Source organism: Pseudomonas quasicaspiana (genome assembly GCF_021147825.1).
Taxonomy (GTDB): Bacteria; Pseudomonadota; Gammaproteobacteria; order Pseudomonadales; family Pseudomonadaceae; genus Aquipseudomonas; species Aquipseudomonas quasicaspiana.
Map to the genome: position 1 here is coordinate 230,191 of NZ_JAGTPI010000002.1, position 16,053 is coordinate 246,243.

Genomic DNA, 16,053 nt, shown 5'->3' on the forward strand with positions numbered 1-16,053 from the left:
CCTCATTTGCAGGAATCGCTGTTAGGCTTGCCTCATCTTCTTTACAACCCAGACCCATCCCATGCTTGAGCGCTTACTCATCCTGTGTGCTCTGTTGCTGGCTGCGCAATCGGCCGGGGCGGTGACGATCTATAAATTCACCGATGCCAACGGCGTGGTCTCGTTTACCGACCGCCCCACACCGGGTGCCGCCGTGGTGGTGTTCAAGGATCGGATGGTCGAGCACATCGAGCGTCAGGTGCATCTGAGCACCAAGCGAGACAAAGGCGTGGATAGCCTCTATGTCCGCAACGATCTGTATGCGCCGGTTGAGGTCGAGCTGAAAATCAGCGGCGGGAAGAACGTTCTTGGCGTCGCCGATCAGACAATTCGTCGCACGATACCTGCGCGTGGCAATGAGCGGGTCACGGTCCTGAGTCCCAAAGTCGGCGGCAAGCCGATGAGCTACAAAACCAGCCTGCGCTCAATCGTCGGTGATCCGCAGCGCACGAGTCTGGCGTATCGCTATCCATTGCCGTGGGTGGGCGGGCCGTTTCGCTTGAGTCAGGGGCCAAACGGCAAATACAGCCATTTCGGAGCCAAAGGCCGCTACGCCATGGACATCGCCATGCCCGAAGGCACGCCAATTATTGCGGCACGAGGTGGTGTGGTCGTCAAAATCGAAAACGACCAGACCGGCAAAGGCTCAAACCCTTCCGGCAACTTCGTGCGAATCCTGCATGACGACGGCACCATGGGCGTTTACCTGCACCTGATGCGTGGCTCGGTCAGCGTCAAGGAAGGACAGCACGTCATCGTAGGCAGCGCATTGGCGCGCTCCGGCAACACCGGCAACAGCAGCGGACCGCACCTGCACTTCGTCGTCCAGCGCAACGTGGGCCTGGCGCTGGAGTCCATCCCCTACGAGTTTGCACAGCCGGTGCAAAGCCTGCCTAATTTCGCGGTGGGGGGGAATTGAGAGTACTGCGCGCCCCGTAGGACCGGCTTTAGCCGGGAGGGGGCCTTCACATTCACCGCATATCTACGTCGCGGATAATGCTCTCCCGGCTGAAGCCGGTCCTACGGGAGTCTCGGTTCATCAACCAATTTTGACTATCTCGGGCAACAAGATTTTCAGGCCTACAGTTTCTCTGAACGAGTCAGCGTAGGCTTTTTCCGATTTTTCGGACGGTCGAGACAGCTTCCAGCGACAGGTCTAAGCTCTGAACGGTCCCAACCGGAGTTACTCGTGAGCGCCCTACTTTCGCCAGTCGTTTCAGAGTTCGAAACCCAAGAGCAAGCCGACAGCTATGATGTCTGGTTCCGTGAAAAGGTACAGCGGTCGCTGGATAGTCCGGGAACCGGCGTACCCCATGATGAAGTGATGGCGAGAATGGACGTGATCATTGAAGCCGCTGAGCGCAAGCGGAGATTGGGTAAGTAATGCTGCCATTTGTTTGACTGAGTCACGCTATTTACGATCTTACCGAGATAATTACCTACATATCAGTCGAAGATCCAGGCGCAGCGCGCCTTTTAAAAGCTCGGCTTTAGACAGCACCTCTTCCGCTCCGGTAAGCCCCAGTCGGCGTATACCCCGATCACTGCGGTCATTGTGTATCAGCCCTTATCCGAGTCGGTATCAACGCTGCTAGTGAATCACTACTGATTGAGCCGCCTTCGCTTTGATCTACAGCTGGATATTCCGTAGGCCTTTCAGCGGTTCGATCTTCGGGAGGTAAGTTTTTTGCTGATGAAGACGCTGGCTCGCTCTTTTTGTGGCGAGGCCTTTTTTTCTTCGCTACAAGTAGATTTGCATCTTGCAGGTGTCGCCCGAGTAGGTCCTCGGCAGCGAGTTTGTTTAGGTCTTTTTCTAGTCCAAGGACCTGCATCACTGCTAAATAGGCGCCGATTGTACTGCCGGAAGATCCGCGCTCAAGCGCTCGGAGCGTCATCTGAGACATTCCGGCACGTTCTGCAGCCTGTTTGGCAGTAATTTTACGTCGTAAGCGGGCGAGCTTCAGGCGCTCGCCAAGATCAGCTAACTGTTTTTCCGTTGCAGGGAGCAACGGTGCTATTTTCATTGCCATGTAAGTATTCCTTCACTCCAGATCATAAAGTGAAAAAATACTTGCACTTTTAGCGGCGTAACTGAATCGGCTTATCAATCAATCTTGACCACCTTGGCCAACACGATTTTCGGACCTTTCATCTTTTTGATGATGATCCGCAGCCCTTCGAACTCCATGACTTCCTCGACTTCCGGTACCCGTTTGAGGGTTTCGTAGATCAGGCCTGCCAAGGTTTCGGCTTCCACGTGGTCCAGATCAATGCCGAGCAGGCGTTCGACCTTGAACAGTGGAGTATCGCCGCGCACCAGCAGTTTGCCCGGCTGATAAGCGAGGATGCCGCGCTCGACCTTGCGGTGTTCGTCCTGAATGTCGCCGACCAGCACCTCGAGCACGTCTTCCATGGTCAGGTAGCCGATGATCTTGCCGTCGGCTTCTTCCACAAGCGCAAAGTGCGCTCCACCCTGACGGAACTGCTCAAGCAGGCGCGACAGCGGCATGTGCTTGGACACTCGCTCAAGCGGACGCGTCAGTTCGGCCAGATTGAAGGATTCCGGGATGTGGTCCAGCGCCGCCAGTTCCAGCAGCAAATCTTTGATGTGCAACAGACCGACAAACTCGCCACGATCAGCGTCGTATACCGGATAGCGGCTGAACTTGTGACGGCGGAACAGGGCGAGGATTTCTTTGAGCGGCGCGTTGAAATCAAGCGTCACCAGATCTTCCCGGGAGTTGGCCCAGTCGACCACTTCCAGTTCGCCCATCTCCACGGCGGACGCGAGTACTCGCATACCCTGATCGCTAGGATCCTGGCCACGGCTGGAGTGCAGAATCAGTTTCAGCTCTTCACGACTGTAGCTGTGTTCGTGATGCGGACCAGGCTCGCCTTGGCCTGCAATGCGCAGAATCGCGTTGGCGCTGGCGTTCAGCAGGTAAATGGCCGGGTACATCGCCCAGTAGAACAGGTACAGCGGCACCGCCGTCCACAGCGACAACAGTTCCGGTTTGCGGATCGCCCAGGACTTGGGGGCCAGCTCGCCGATTACGATGTGCAGGTAGGAAATGATGAAGAAGGCGGTAAAGAACGACACGCCTTTGATCACTTCCGGCGAGTCCACGCCCATGGCTGCCAACAGCGGCTCCAGCAAGTGCGCGAACGCTGGCTCACCGACCCAGCCCAATCCCAGCGAAGCCAGGGTAATACCCAGCTGGCAAGCGGAGAGATAAGCGTCAAGTTGACTGTGAACAGTGCGCAGGATGTGTCCGCGCCAGCCGTTTTTTTCTGCAATGGCTTCAACCTTGGTTGAGCGCAGCTTGACCATGGCGAACTCTGCCGCAACGAAAAATCCGTTGAGCAGGACCAGAACCATTGCGAAGAGAATCATGCCGAAGTCGGCGAACAGTGAAGCGAGGTTAAAACCAGGGGAAGGGTCCATGATGGAGTTTTACGGGTTCCGTTTTAGCGAGATAGGTTATTGCTGCACCGATATTGGGTGCACAAGAGCCGCAATGTAGCGGCTCAATGCCTGCTTGCCTAGTGGCGGAGGTGTCGCAGGCTAGGCTTGGGCCAGCTGGATCGGTGGAAAATGGCAGGTAAACACGCTGCCTTTGCCCGGCACGCTGTTGATTTCCAGTGTTCCCCGATGGCGCAGCAGCACATGTTTGACGATGGCCAGGCCCAGACCCGTTCCGCCGGTATTGGAGGCGCGGCTGGAGTCCACGCGGTAGAAGCGTTCTGTCAGGCGAGGCAAATGCTTGGTTTCGATACCGATCCCTGAATCCTGCACGCTGAGGTGCGCGCCGCGCTCATCGGCCCACCAGCGAATCTGGATTTTGCCTTCGGCGGGGGTGTACTTCACGGCGTTGAAAATCAGGTTGGAAAACGCGCTGCGCAGTTCGGTATCGCTGCCCTTTAGTAGCGTATCGGTTTCGATATTCAGGTCGATCTGCTGATTCTTGTTGCCAGACAACGCCTGCGCATCACTGGTGATGGTCTTGAGTAACGTGCTGACGACGATCGGATGATTATCCGACGGATAGTCTGTCGCTTCGAGTTTGGCCAGCAGCAACAGGTCGTTGAGCAGCGTCTGCATGCGCCCGCCTTGCTGATGCATTTGTTGCAAGGCGCGCACCCAGCGCGGGTTCACTTCCTCGACGTTATCCAGCAAGGTTTCCAGATAACCGAAAATAACCGTCAGCGGCGTGCGCAGTTCGTGGGAAACGTTGGCGACGAAATCCTTGCGCATCTGTTCCAGCTGATGAATACGCGTGACGTCGCGCACCAGCATCAGGTGCTCGTTGTTGCCGTAGCGGGTGATGAGCAGTTGAATGCGCAACCGGTCATTGGTCGGCGAGGGGATTTCCAGCGGTTCGGCAAAACTGTCCTGCTCGAAGTACTCCTTGAAGCGCGGGTGACGCACCAGATTGGTCACTGGCTGGCCGCTGTCTTGTGGGGTTTTGAGGCCCATCAGGGTTTCAGCGGCGCGGTTCCACCACTCCAGGTTGCCCTCGCTGTCGAGCATGATCACCGCGTCCTTAAGGGCGGCGGTGGATTCCTGCACTCGGTCGATCACCGCTTGCAGCCGACCGCGTACACGCTGATCACGACGTTGCAGGTGATAGATGCTGTCGAAGACTTCGCCCCACAAACCGTAACCATCAGGCGGCGGTTCGTCGGTCTGGTGGTTACTGAGCCATTCGTGCAGGCGTAAGAGTTGTTTGAGGGTCCAGGCCAGATACAGCCCCAGACCGATGGCCAGACTCCAGCCATATTCGCCGCTGATCAGCCCGACCACGAGGCAGGCCGTCACCAGCAACAGCATGTGGCGGATCAGGGTGCCATGCCAATTTTGATTCAATTAAACGTACATCCATGTCGAGCGCATACCGGGCGGTTGCGCTGCCTGTTTGCGGCTATCTGTTCAAGCTGTCGGTTTACGAACAGGTCATCAGCTCTTAGTAGAAAAGCGATAGCCCGTGCCGCGCACGGTTTGTACCAGATTTTCATACGCATCACCGAGCGCTTTGCGCAGGCGACGAATGTGCACATCAACGGTACGCTCTTCGACATAAACATTGCCTCCCCAGACTTGATCCAGCAATTGGCCGCGAGTGTAGGCGCGCTCCTGGTGGGTCATGAAGAACTGCAGCAAACGGTATTCAGTCGGGCCCATCTCGGCAGGTTTGCCATCGATGGTCACGCGGTGGCTGATCGGGTCGAGCAGCAGACCGCCCACTTCGATAGGCGCTTCGCCATCGGTAGGCCCTGCACGGCGCAGCACAGCCTTGAGGCGTGCGACCAGTTCGCGAGGTGAAAACGGCTTGGTGATGTAATCGTCAGCGCCGACCTCAAGACCCTGGATCTTGTTGTCCTCTTCGCCCTTGGCGGTCAGCATGATGATCGGGATATCCCCGGTCAGCTCATCACGCTTCAGGCGTCGGGCCAGTTCGATGCCGGATGTGCCGGGCAGCATCCAGTCGAGCAGGATCAAGTCCGGCTTGCGGTCTACGATGATGGCATGGGCTTGCTGAGAGTTCTCTGCTTCCATGCAGTCATAGCCGGCCATTTCCAATGCAACGGCGATCATTTCGCGAATAGGCGCTTCGTCGTCAACGATCAGAATGCTCCTGCCAACCATGCTTGAACCTCTTGTCATTTAACTGTCTTGGGGCGCATTAGATAACGGAATTATTGCAGTCGTGTGACAGTCACGGTAGGGGCTAGCATGCCATGTTATTTAAGGACTAATGTGCAGTCTTGTCCGACAACGGTTTCCACATAAGAAAAGGATCTACCGATGCTCAAGATTTCATCGACATTCATGGGCTTGATAGCGGCTGCGGCAATCGCGTCTTCCAGTCTGGTTATGGCTGCTGAGCCTGGCATGACAGGGGACAACGGCTACCTCACCGACCACAGCGGTAAAACGCTCTATACCTTCGATAAGGACTCAGTTGGCAAGTCCGCGTGTAACGACACATGCGCAATCAACTGGCCGCCACTGGAGGCTAAAGCCAACACCGCAGCGTCCGGCAAATGGACTCAGATCAAGCGCGACGACGGTAAATTACAGTGGGCCTATGGCGGCAAGCCGCTGTACTTCTACAAAGATGACAAGAAAGTCGGTGACGTCACTGGCGATGGCAAAGGCGGCGCCTGGCACATCGTCAAACCTTGACCTGATGAACTTTCTGTAGGAGCTGCCGGAGGCTGCGAATTGCGGTGTGATTGAAACATTGCTTCGCAGCCTCCGGCAGCTCCTACAGGCCTCGCGTTAATTCAACGCGTAATCCGCAACAATCCCGATAAAGATCGCCAGCCCAGCCCAATGGTTATGCAAGAACGCCTTGAAACAGGCGTCACGGTCGCGATTGCGGGTTGACCAGAACTCCCAGGCGAAACATCCCGCTGCCACCAGCAGACCCAGGTAGAAAAACATTCCCAATTCAAAGCGCGCACCGGCCAGTAGCAGGCAGCCCAGCGCCAACCCTTGCAGCGTCAGAATGATGATCCGGTCAGCATCGCCAAACAGCACGGCAGTGGATTTCACCCCGATCTTCAGATCGTCTTCCCGGTCGACCATCGCGTAATAAGTGTCGTAAGCCACCGTCCACAGCAGATTGGCGATGTACAGCAGCCACGCGGCGGCGGGCAGACTGCCGGTTTCGGCGGTGAACGCCATCGGCATCCCCCAGGAAAACGCCGCGCCCAGCACCACTTGCGGGTAATAGGTGTAACGCTTCATGAATGGATAACAGGCTGCCAATGCCAGCCCGCCGAATGACAGCCAGATGGTTGTCGGATTAGTCAGCAGCACCAGCAGGAAACTCACCAGCACCAATACTGCAAACAGGACCAGCGCTTCTTTTGAGCTGACTTTGCCACTGACCAACGGGCGCTGTTCGGTGCGTTTGACGTGACCATCGACCTTGCGGTCAGCGAAGTCATTGATCACGCAGCCCGCCGCACGCATCAGGAACACACCCACCACAAAAATCGCAATATTAAGCAGCGACGGCGAACCCTTACCGGCAATCCACAGTGCCCAAAGCGTCGGCCACAGTAATAGATAAATACCAATCGGCTTATCAATACGCATCAGTTGGATGAAGTCCCAGATGCGCGGATTCAGGCGATTAAGGGATCTGAGTAGCGTCAGGTACATCAGCAATGCTCCACGGTGCGAATCGTCTGCCAGAGCGTCGGCAGGAAGACTTCGGCTACCAGTATTTTCAGAGGGCCGCGGCTAAAGCGTGAGCGTCGTCCCCATAAGCCTTCGGCGGCATCTACCAATGGCAGCCATGCCGCTGGATAACGACAGACCTGCAGCGAGCCGCGATCAAATTCCGGATCACAGAACAACAACTCGCCCAGTGAACGTGTGCCCAGCTCATCCATGTGCAGGCCGCTTTCCTGAAGCGTGCTGCGTGCCGCAACGCTGCGGGCGAATACCCACTTCTCGCCATGCCCGCGCAAATAGACCTCGCGCACCCAGCCAACGCTTTGTTCAGGCAGATCCAGCGCAACACACTCATCGTCGCGCAGCGCTTGCCAGCCTTCGACGAGCGGCGTGACACTGAAATGGTCGGAAGACAATGCGGTCAGACGGCGGGTCAACGAGTCCCGATGAAACAGCCATGCTTGAACCAACGGTTCGGCGGTGGCCTCAAGCGACTCGCGCTCAAGCCAGTTCACGGCGAGGGAAGGGGGATTTTGCTCAGTCACGGCAAGCATTTTTCAGGCTGATCGAGGCCGCGAGCTTAGCATGATTGCCCCCTCCGGCCGACGACCGGTAACGCCCTGTAGTGATCACCGGGGTTGCATGTCAGCGTCGTGATCAGTACAAAACGCCCTGAGTTTGGCGCAAGCGTGGCACCTCACGACCACGTACGCCCCAATTAGCCTGAAAACATGAGAGATAACGATGAAAAAGTGGCAATGCATTGTCTGTGGCCTGATCTACAACGAAGCCGACGGCTGGCCGGATGACGGCATTGCGCCGGGCACTCTATGGCAGGATGTTCCCGAAGACTGGCTATGCCCGGACTGCGGCGTAGGCAAAATGGATTTCGAAATGATCGAAATCGGCTGATCCGGTTTTTTAATCTCTGGTCTGGAAGTACGTATGAACGCACCTGTTGTGATTGTTGGCACTGGCCTGGCGGGCTACAACCTCGCTCGGGAATTTCGCAAGCTCGATGGCGAAACGCCGCTGCTGCTGATCACCGCTGATGACGGACGCTCCTACTCCAAACCGATGCTCTCCACCGGCTTTGGCAAGAACAAGGAAGCCGATGGCCTGAGCATGGCTGAACCCGGTGCGATGGCCGACCAACTCAAGGCCGAAGTGCGAACCCACACCCGCATCAGCGGCATCGATCCAGGGCACAAACGCCTGTGGATTGGCGAGGAGGCGGTTTACTACCGCGACCTGATCCTCGCCTGGGGTGCCGAAACCATTCGGGTACCCGTTGAGGGTGACGCCAGCGACGCCGTATTCCCGATCAATGACCTTGAGGATTACGCCCGTTTTCGCGCGGCAGCAGCGGGTAAGCGTCGGGTACTGATTCTCGGCGCCGGTCTTATCGGCTGCGAGTTCGCCAATGACCTGATTCTGGGTGGCTACGAAGTTGACCTGGTGGCACCTTGCGAGCAAGTGATGCCGACCTTGCTGCCTCCTGCTGCCGCAGCTGCGGTGCGTGCAGGACTGGAAAGTCTTGGGGCGCGTTTCCACCTCGGCCCGCTGATGACCCGCTTGCAACGCAGTGCTGATGGCCTTGAAGCGCACCTGTCCGATGGGCAAGTCATTCAGTGCGATGTGGTGGTGTCTGCCATCGGCTTGCGCCCACGAGTCGATCTCGCTGCGGCGGCAGGCTTGCAGATTGGTCGCGGCATCGTCGTGGACCGGGAGCTGAAAACCTCCCATGCGAATATCTATGCGTTAGGCGACTGTGCCGAAGTCGACGGTTTGAATTTGCTGTACGTCATGCCGCTGATGAGCTGCGCCCGCGCCTTGGCCCAAACCCTTGCGGGCACAACGACCGCTGTTAAATACGGCCCTATGCCGATTACCGTAAAAACCCCGGTATGCCCCCTCGTTGTGTCGCCGCCGCCCCGTGGCATTGAAGCTATCTGGAGCGTTGAAGGCGAGGGCGCTGACATCAAGGCTCTGTGCCACGACTCTGCTGGCAACCTCCTTGGCTACGCGCTGACCGGAGCCGCCGTGATGGAAAAACTCGCTCTGAATAAGGCGCTTCCCGCCCTGTTGGCATAAATACTGGCCGTTCTGTCGGATAAGCCACATTTTTGGCCCTATATAGGCCATTCGTCCACTGGCGTCCGCCAGAACAGCATGCCATCCTCATTCCCGTCTGCCGCAACGTAGAGCCGTTGCGTCACCTGACTACCGTTCTGCATGAGCGGCGCGGGACATAAAAACAAAAATCCGTATAAGAGGCTTCATATGCGTAAACCAGAACTAGCGGCCGCCATTGCTGAAAAGGCGGACTTGACCAAAGAGCAAGCCAATCGCGTTCTCAATGCTGTACTGGAAGAAATCACCGGTGCACTGCATCGCAAAGACAGCGTCACCCTGGTCGGCTTCGGCACCTTCCTGCAACGCCATCGCGGTGCCCGCACTGGCAAAAATCCACAAACCGGCGAGCCGGTGAAGATCAAGGCCAGCAACACGGTCGCCTTCAAGCCGGGTAAATTCCTGAAAGACAGCGTCAACCCCTAGTCATCGGCTGTACGCCTTCGCGGGAGGCGAGCAGTGAAAAAACAGGCACACCAACATGCGTTGGGTGCCCGTTTTTTGTTGTGTTGTCATTCATGCCACGCGCTGTCTGCCGCCTCAGAACTTGTAGCCAAGCCCCACCATGTAAACGAACGGATCCACGTCGACATTCACCTTCGCCCGGACCCCAAGGTTGGTGTTGCTGACATAGGCGTCGGTTTCAATATCGATGTAACGCATCTGCGCATTGATCATCAGGCGGTCAGTGAGCATGTAGTCCGCGCCGACTTGCGCTGCCCAACCCCATGAGTTGCTGGCGTGAAAGTTATCGAACCCGGCAGCACTCGCGCTGCTGCCTACGCTCTCGTCGTAGATCCAGGTGTAGTTGATCCCGGCGCCCACATAGGGTTGAAAGGCTGACTTATTGTCCAGCGGGTAGTAAATCAGGCTCAGCGTCGGCGGCAGATGCTTGAGTGAGCCAAGCTTGCCGTCCGCAATGCCACCGGAAGTGCCTTTGATCGTCACGTCATGTTCAAACGGCGTAGCCGCCAGCAGTTCGATACCCAAATGATTGGTGATCATATAAGCGAAGTTCAGACCCAGCTGGGTATCGCTGTTCATACCCGCCTTGCCACCCAGATCCGTACCCGCCAGACCTCCGCGATCCACACGCACGCTGGAACTGCTTTCTCGCGGGTCGACCGTCACTGCACCGGCCCGGACAATAATATCCCCGGCCTCATAGGCTTGGGCTGTGGACGCTGCCAGGGCGAATATCAGCACCGGCGTGCCAAGAAGGGTCAATCTGCGCATACATCACTCCACTATTCATTCGAACAACGACCAGCCGCCGCGGGCTGCGTCAAGGAAGTCCGAGTATCAGGAAGTGACGACGTGTGAACGTCTGCCGGATGGCATAGCACCTTTGTGTGATAGGCAAAAAAACGTTACGAGGTTTGTCTCGCGAAGCCTCTAGGCTGCGAACTTTCGCCAAAAAAATAGGTCATAGCCTTGTGCCATATCGGCACTTTCTATGGAAAACCTAGTGATGACTAGTAAGTCCGCTTTCTTGAGTTCCAAAATCCGGTTCGCAGCATTTTTGATGGGCAGCCTTGCGCTCTCACAGGCTCAGGCCGCAGTCGATTTAAGCTCCTATAACGCCACGTCCCAGGACGGCATAGTTGCCAGCCACTACGAGCCAACCGGCGTCTACACCTTGCGCAAAACCGAATTCACCCTGGGCGGCCTCCAGCAATTGCAGAAAGAGTCCCGCCAGAACGCCAGTGAGCTGGCCGCTCTCAAAGAAACCGTCAAAGCCCAGACCCGTTTGATCGAAGAACTCAAACGCAACAACGGCACCACCACCCAAACCAGCAACGCTGACGTGTCCGGCCTCAAGAGCAAGATGGACGAGCAAAGCCGTACCATCAGCAAACTGGAAAGCCAGCTCAACGACCTCAAGCGCAGCGCTGGATCAAGCTCAAGCAGTAACTCCAGCTCCAGCGACCTGTCGAGCCTGAAAAGCAAAGTCGAAGACCAGAACCGCAGCATCAGCAAACTGGAAAGCAAACTGAGTGATATCCAGCGCAGCTCGGGTTCAAGCAGCAACTCAAGCTCAAGCGATATAAGCAGCCTGCGGCAGGACATCAGTAACCTGCGTAGTAGCGTGGGCAGGTTGGAAAGTCAGGTGAGCAGTTTGAGTAGTAAGGTTAAGTGATAGTGGTGTAATAAACGGGGCTTTGCCCCGTTTATTTTTGGGATGCGGCGACTAATGAATAGTCGCAGAGTTGAATTTATCCGATCTAAAATTCTTTTCAGCCAAGCTGTACGCTCTTTACGAGGCAGGCCGCTTGATTACAGGGCCGTTAAGCTGCAACAGGTACACGCCAGTCATCGGAGCCAGAAGTGCCGGATACTTCATGAGTCCATGTTATTTTACGATATGTAAAATAAACATCCTCCAGGTGAGTGAAGTGCGATTGGGCTGGATCCTGGCAGTTAGGCATCGTTGAATTGATATCGACGATAATTGCGTCTTCCAGTTCTATAGTGAAATAGTGCTCCTGGGTACCCTCTGCAGACGTTCGATACCATTCCAGACGGCACTTTGTCAGGCGTTCGCCGGTTGTCAGTGCGGTAAAAAGCAAAGGCGAAGACTTTTCGAAAACCTTGGTTATCATCAACGGTTTGTGAACCCGCTGCCCAGTGGGTCGACCGTCACTGCACCGGCCCGAACAATAATATCCCCGGCCTCATAGGCTTGGGCCGTAGACGCTGCCAGGGTGAATATCAGCACCGGCGTGCCGAGAAGGGTCAATCTGCGCATACATCACTCCACTATTCATTCGAACAACGACCAGCCGCTGCGGGCTGCGTCAAAGAAGTCCGAGTATCAGGAAGTGACGACGTGTGAACGTCTGCCGGATGGCATAGTATCTGCGCGAACAGGCCCGTTAATGCGTTACCAGGTTTGTCCCAGAGCTTCAGCGCCTAGAACTTGAGCCACAAAAACCGGTCTTAGCGCTGTGCCAAATTTGCACCTCTTTTGGAAAACCTAGTGATGACTAGTAAGTCCGCTTTCTTGAATTCCCCCCTTTCGTTCGCAGCATTGTTGATCGGTGTCCTCGCTGTCTCACCGGCCCATGCCGCCGGCGATGCAAGCGCCAATGCCGCGGCCCCTCAAAGCAGCACCGTTGCCAGCCGCACTGAGTCCGCGGACGTCGACTCGTCGCGCGACCTCGAGTCAGCCTTGATCAGCGTACAGCAACTGCAGGAAGACTCCCGCCAAAACGCCAGCGAGCTGAACGCCCTCAAGGAAACCGTAAAAGCCCAAAGCCGTTTGATCGAAGAGCTCAAACGCAACAACGGCACCACCACCCAACCCAGCACCGCCGATGTAGCCGACCTCAAAAGCAAGATGGACGAGCAAAGCCGCACCATCAGCAAACTCCAAAGCCAGCTGGCCGACATGCAGCGCAACTCGGGGTCGAACGGCACCTCAAGCTCCAGCGAGATCAGCAGCCTCCAGCAGGAGATTACTAACTTGCGCAGTAGCGTGGGTCGGTTGGAGAGTTTGGTGAGTAGTTTGAGTAGTAAGGTTAAGTGATGGGGGTGTAACAAACGGGGCTTATGCTCCGTTTGTTTTTGAGCTGCGGCGACGACTGAATCGTCGCAGCGTTGAAGATTTATACGATCTAAACTTAATTTCAGCCAGAGCTTTACGCTCTTTGCGAGTCGTGCCGTTTTATTGCAGAGCCGTTAAGCCGCAACAGGTACGCGCCAGTCGTCGGAACCAGAAGTACCGGACACTTCATGAGTCCATGTTATTTTACGATAGGTAAAATAAACATCTTCCAAGTGAGTGAAGTGCGATTGGGTTGGATCCTGGCAGTTGGGCATCGTTGAATTGATATCGACGATAATTGCGTCTTCCAGTTCTATAGTGAAATAGTGCTCCTGAGTACCCTCTGCAGACGTTCGATACCACTCCAAGCGGCACTTTGTCAGACGTTCGCCAGTTGTCAGTGCGGTAAACAGTAAAGGTGAAGACTTGTCGAAAACCTTGGTTATCATCAGCGGTTTGTGAACCCGCTGCCCGGTGGGTTGACCGGATTGGGGGTCGCGAGGAATGATGACGTGATGATCAAATGCCTGAACCAGTATCTGATCCTCGTGGCCTTCCTGATAGATATTCCCCACTGAATCCTGGGTGAAAGTCCCGGAGGTGATAAGCCCTTGTGTAGTTCCCTCAACGGACAAATACGCTGGTGTTGGCATCGGTGCACTCCTGGCAAATCATAACTATAGGGTTTTAATTGGCTTTACTGCTGTTATCAAAAAGCCGCCGAACTTTACTTTTGTTTTTTGTGCGGGTCTGTAGTTTGCTTCTCATTTTGTTTGTAGGATGTTTCGTCATGTCGTGTAAGGCAAGTAGCCGATGGAAATATTATAATTTAATCTTGCTGTGTAATGATTTGCTGGATAGTATTGTTGCCAGTGGCGGGTTTATGATCTTGGTCGGTTTATGCAATGAGTCTATTAGGTTGCGTGGTGTTTGATTTTTAAACATGTCTGCTTGCGTGTGTCCGCTTGTAAGTTTATGACATTGACATTGTCTCTGATTTTTTACATTCCCAAAATTGAAAGTTATGTATTTAGCTAATGCTGCGCACAGATATCTGGCGCTCGCCCAAAACCCGGTATCCGAAGATGACTATGCTGGGGAAGATGTTCGTTATTCCTCCGAATTCGAAGCATTGGAGGCTGAGCTTTCAAAACCGCTGGCGTTACATGATACGGCTCAGATCGACTGGCAGAGGGTGCAGGAGGGTAGTGAGGCGCTGCTCGCGGGCATGTCCAAGGATTTACGTGTCGCATGTTGGCTGAGCTGGGCGTTGTATCAGACCCAGTCTTTCGCCGGTTTGGTTTCGGGGCTGGAAATGCTCTGCGATTTTTGTACGAATCACTGGTTGGCTATCTTCCCTCGGAAATCCAGAACGCGTGCTGCGACGCTCGACTGGTTGGTCGCGCGGATTGAGAAAGCGCTTGGTGCAAATATTCCGATCAGCGATCAGCTTGAGGTGTTTCAGCGACTGATTCTGCAGCTTGAAGTCCTGGACAGTGCGTTAAGGAAGCATCTGGGTGAAGACGCTCCATTGATTCTGCCATTGCGCAGACATCTGGCGAATATGGTGACGCGTGCTACCGACAGTCGACCGCAGTCGAGCCCCGTGGAAACAGTCGTGGCCCAGGTTAAGCAGGTGGCGACTCAATGGTTCACCGGTATCGCCTCCATCGAAAGCGAAAGGGACGCACAACAAGCATTACGTGCCCAGCGGGAAAACACGCTGCTGCTATGCAACTGGTGGCTACGTCAGAAGGCCACAGATCCTCGGGCGTTACGTCTGAATCGAACGTTGAGCTGGTTATCGATTAACAGCATTCCGCAGCACAACCCCGAGCGGGTTACTGATCTTCATGGAGTTCCAGGCGACAAGCTCAAGAGCTACCAGTTGCAGTTCGATCAAGGGCAATACGCTGATCTGGTGGTTCAAGTGGAAACGAGTATTGCCCGCGCACCTTTCTGGTTTGATGGTCAGAGGTTGGTTTGGGAATGCCTGGAGGCTCTGGGCGCCGATGCAGCGAAGCGGGAGCTGGAGATCCATTTTGCTTTGTTTCTCCAGCGGCTGCCGGGTGTCGCCGAATTGCGATTTCACGACTGTACTGAGTTCGCGGATGCGGCAACGCGTGACTGGATCGCTGCCTGTGTCATTCCCCATCTAGAGCCTGCAAGTGGCGCGCAGCAAGTTTTGGTTACAGATAACTCGCCCGCTTGGGATATCGCGCTTCAAGAGGCTACTTCCACTTTGCGTAAAGGCGGACTCAGGGCTGCAATACAGAAGCTCAAGTCGGGTTTTCAGAACGCACAAGGTGGAAGAGAAAAGTTCTTCTGGCAGTTAAGCCTCGCCCGCTTGTGCCATCAGGCCAAAAAATACGAGGTGGCGAAGGCGCAACTGGAGGCTCTCGACGAGCAAATATTGCGATCGGAGTTGCATCTCTGGGAGCCGGGTCTGGCATTGGAGGTCTTGCAGCTTTTGCATGCTTGTTATGGCCTGCTCCCACCCGATCCCGAGGCTCGGGAGCGCAAAGAAGGGATTTACCGCAGGTTGTGCCACCTTGATATCGAGATGGTGCTCGAATAAGCCCTAGGGCTTCAACAGTGAAGGAGAAAAGCTGTGGCCAAAGAAGGCTCGGTAGCCCCTAAAGAACGGATCAATATTACTTTCAAGCCTGCCACCGGCAGCGCCCAGGAGGAAATTGAACTGCCACTGAAACTGATGGTGTTGGGCGACTTCACCCAGCAGATGGATGAGCGCAAGGTCGAGGATCGTAAGCCGATCAACATCGACAAAAATAACTTTGATGAGGTGCTGGCCAATCAGAAGCTGGGCCTGACTCTCAGCGTGCCAAATCGATTGCAGGATGAGGACGACTCGCAGGAGCTGGCCATCGATTTACGTATCAACTCGATGAAAGATTTCAACCCCGCGAGTCTGGTCGAGCACGTACCGGAAATGAAAAAGCTGATGGAACTACGCGACGCACTGATGGCCCTGAAGGGGCCGCTGGGCAATGCTCCGGCATTCCGCAAAGCGATTGAAAGCGTTCTGGAAGATGACGACTCCCGCAGTCGAGTGCTCGGCGAATTAGGTCTGGAAGCCCCAGCCCTGAAAGACGCTTGAGTTAGTAATCGATAAAGAGGCCACTCT

Annotated in this window: 18 protein-coding genes and 2 pseudogenes; 10 read left to right on the top strand and 10 right to left on the bottom strand. The window is 55.4% G+C overall.

All coding sequences use genetic code 11. The annotated features are described in order from the left end of the window. The first annotated feature begins 61 nt into the window (after window positions 1-61). Window positions 62-958 carry a peptidoglycan DD-metalloendopeptidase family protein gene (locus tag KDX30_RS03055; RefSeq protein WP_231674926.1) on the top strand — a complete coding sequence of 299 codons (897 nt, stop codon included), beginning with the start codon at window positions 62-64 and terminating at the stop codon, window positions 956-958. 270 nt (window positions 959-1,228) lie between these two features. Further along, window positions 1,229-1,423 carry a type II toxin-antitoxin system RelB family antitoxin gene (gene relB / locus KDX30_RS03060; RefSeq protein WP_099270100.1) on the top strand — a complete coding sequence of 65 codons (195 nt, stop codon included), beginning with the start codon at window positions 1,229-1,231 and terminating at the stop codon, window positions 1,421-1,423. Between the two features lie 166 nt (window positions 1,424-1,589). On the opposite strand, the gene KDX30_RS03065 is transcribed toward relB, so the two are convergent. The 4 genes from KDX30_RS03065 to phoB all read right to left on the bottom strand — a co-directional run bounded on the left by KDX30_RS03065 (window position 1,590) and on the right by phoB (window position 5,686). Then, window positions 1,590-2,069 (bottom strand): helix-turn-helix domain-containing protein, encoded by a 480-nt coding sequence (locus tag KDX30_RS03065; RefSeq protein WP_099270099.1) that lies wholly within the window; start codon window positions 2,067-2,069, stop codon window positions 1,590-1,592. A 74-nt stretch (window positions 2,070-2,143) separates the two neighbouring features. Beyond that, entirely contained in the window at window positions 2,144-3,484 is a 1,341-nt protein-coding gene (locus tag KDX30_RS03070) for a hemolysin family protein (protein WP_027901506.1), read from the bottom strand. Window positions 3,485-3,604: 120 nt separating this feature from the next. Continuing rightward, entirely contained in the window at window positions 3,605-4,870 is a 1,266-nt protein-coding gene (gene phoR / locus KDX30_RS03075) for a phosphate regulon sensor histidine kinase PhoR (RefSeq protein WP_231665609.1), read from the bottom strand. 126 nt (window positions 4,871-4,996) lie between these two features. Continuing rightward, window positions 4,997-5,686 carry a phosphate regulon transcriptional regulator PhoB gene (phoB, locus tag KDX30_RS03080; protein WP_027901508.1) on the bottom strand — a complete coding sequence of 230 codons (690 nt, stop codon included), beginning with the start codon at window positions 5,684-5,686 and terminating at the stop codon, window positions 4,997-4,999. A gap of 183 nt (window positions 5,687-5,869) precedes the next feature. Here phoB and KDX30_RS03085 point away from each other — a divergent pair, with 183 nt between their 5' ends. Further along, entirely contained in the window at window positions 5,870-6,226 is a 357-nt protein-coding gene (locus tag KDX30_RS03085) for a COG4315 family predicted lipoprotein (RefSeq protein WP_406643713.1), read from the top strand. Between the two features lie 96 nt (window positions 6,227-6,322). Here the strand turns inward: KDX30_RS03085 and ubiA are convergent, their stop codons facing one another. Continuing rightward, a complete protein-coding gene (ubiA, locus tag KDX30_RS03090; RefSeq protein ID WP_231674927.1) occupies window positions 6,323-7,213 on the bottom strand; it encodes a 4-hydroxybenzoate octaprenyltransferase in 891 nt (296 codons plus the stop codon). After that, window positions 7,213-7,773, bottom strand: coding sequence for a chorismate--pyruvate lyase family protein (locus tag KDX30_RS03095; protein ID WP_231674958.1), 561 nt, complete (start codon window positions 7,771-7,773; stop codon window positions 7,213-7,215). Before KDX30_RS03095 ends, ubiA begins: the two co-directional genes overlap by 1 nt. A 199-nt stretch (window positions 7,774-7,972) precedes the next feature. On the opposite strand from KDX30_RS03095, the gene KDX30_RS03100 reads away from it, so the two are divergent. The 3 genes from KDX30_RS03100 to KDX30_RS03110 all read left to right on the top strand — a co-directional run bounded on the left by KDX30_RS03100 (window position 7,973) and on the right by KDX30_RS03110 (window position 9,787). Beyond that, the gene (locus tag KDX30_RS03100) at window positions 7,973-8,140 is read left to right on the top strand and encodes a rubredoxin (protein WP_002555879.1); all 168 of its coding nucleotides are present in this window, start codon (window positions 7,973-7,975) and stop codon (window positions 8,138-8,140) included. 33 nt (window positions 8,141-8,173) lie between these two features. Then, entirely contained in the window at window positions 8,174-9,322 is a 1,149-nt protein-coding gene (locus KDX30_RS03105; RefSeq protein WP_231665589.1) for an NAD(P)/FAD-dependent oxidoreductase, read from the top strand. 189 nt (window positions 9,323-9,511) lie between these two features. After that, window positions 9,512-9,787, top strand: a complete 276-nt coding sequence (locus KDX30_RS03110; RefSeq protein WP_003177201.1) for an HU family DNA-binding protein — start codon at window positions 9,512-9,514, stop codon at window positions 9,785-9,787. Between the two features lie 114 nt (window positions 9,788-9,901). Here the strand turns inward: KDX30_RS03110 and KDX30_RS03115 are convergent, their stop codons facing one another. Then, window positions 9,902-10,597 (bottom strand): OmpW/AlkL family protein, encoded by a 696-nt coding sequence (locus KDX30_RS03115; RefSeq protein ID WP_027901513.1) that lies wholly within the window; start codon window positions 10,595-10,597, stop codon window positions 9,902-9,904. 235 nt (window positions 10,598-10,832) lie between these two features. On the opposite strand from KDX30_RS03115, the gene KDX30_RS03120 reads away from it, so the two are divergent. Beyond that, on the top strand, window positions 10,833-11,501 hold the full coding sequence (locus KDX30_RS03120) for a hypothetical protein (protein ID WP_231674928.1): 669 nt from the start codon (window positions 10,833-10,835) through the stop codon (window positions 11,499-11,501). 148 nt (window positions 11,502-11,649) lie between these two features. Here KDX30_RS03120 and KDX30_RS03125 read toward each other — a convergent pair. After that, window positions 11,650-12,000 (bottom strand): annotated as a pseudogene (locus tag KDX30_RS03125) (Hcp family type VI secretion system effector); the annotation flags it as partial. Then, window positions 11,991-12,110, bottom strand: a pseudogene (locus KDX30_RS03130) (outer membrane protein OmpW); the annotation flags it as partial. The pseudogenes KDX30_RS03125 and KDX30_RS03130, both read right to left, overlap by 10 nt. Before the next feature lie 234 nt (window positions 12,111-12,344). On the opposite strand from KDX30_RS03130, the gene KDX30_RS03135 reads away from it, so the two are divergent. Next, on the top strand, window positions 12,345-12,890 hold the full coding sequence (locus KDX30_RS03135) for a hypothetical protein (RefSeq protein ID WP_231672788.1): 546 nt from the start codon (window positions 12,345-12,347) through the stop codon (window positions 12,888-12,890). Window positions 12,891-13,042: 152 nt separating this feature from the next. Here KDX30_RS03135 and KDX30_RS03140 read toward each other — a convergent pair whose 3' ends face one another. After that, window positions 13,043-13,561, bottom strand: a complete 519-nt coding sequence (locus tag KDX30_RS03140) for an Hcp family type VI secretion system effector (RefSeq protein ID WP_027901514.1) — start codon at window positions 13,559-13,561, stop codon at window positions 13,043-13,045. Between the two features lie 371 nt (window positions 13,562-13,932). Here KDX30_RS03140 and tssA point away from each other — a divergent pair, with 371 nt between their 5' ends. Further along, on the top strand, window positions 13,933-15,486 hold the full coding sequence (gene tssA, locus KDX30_RS03145) for a type VI secretion system protein TssA (protein WP_231674929.1): 1,554 nt from the start codon (window positions 13,933-13,935) through the stop codon (window positions 15,484-15,486). A 33-nt stretch (window positions 15,487-15,519) separates the two neighbouring features. Next, window positions 15,520-16,026, top strand: coding sequence for a type VI secretion system contractile sheath small subunit (gene tssB, locus KDX30_RS03150; protein ID WP_095093023.1), 507 nt, complete (start codon window positions 15,520-15,522; stop codon window positions 16,024-16,026). Window positions 16,027-16,053 lie beyond the last annotated feature (27 nt).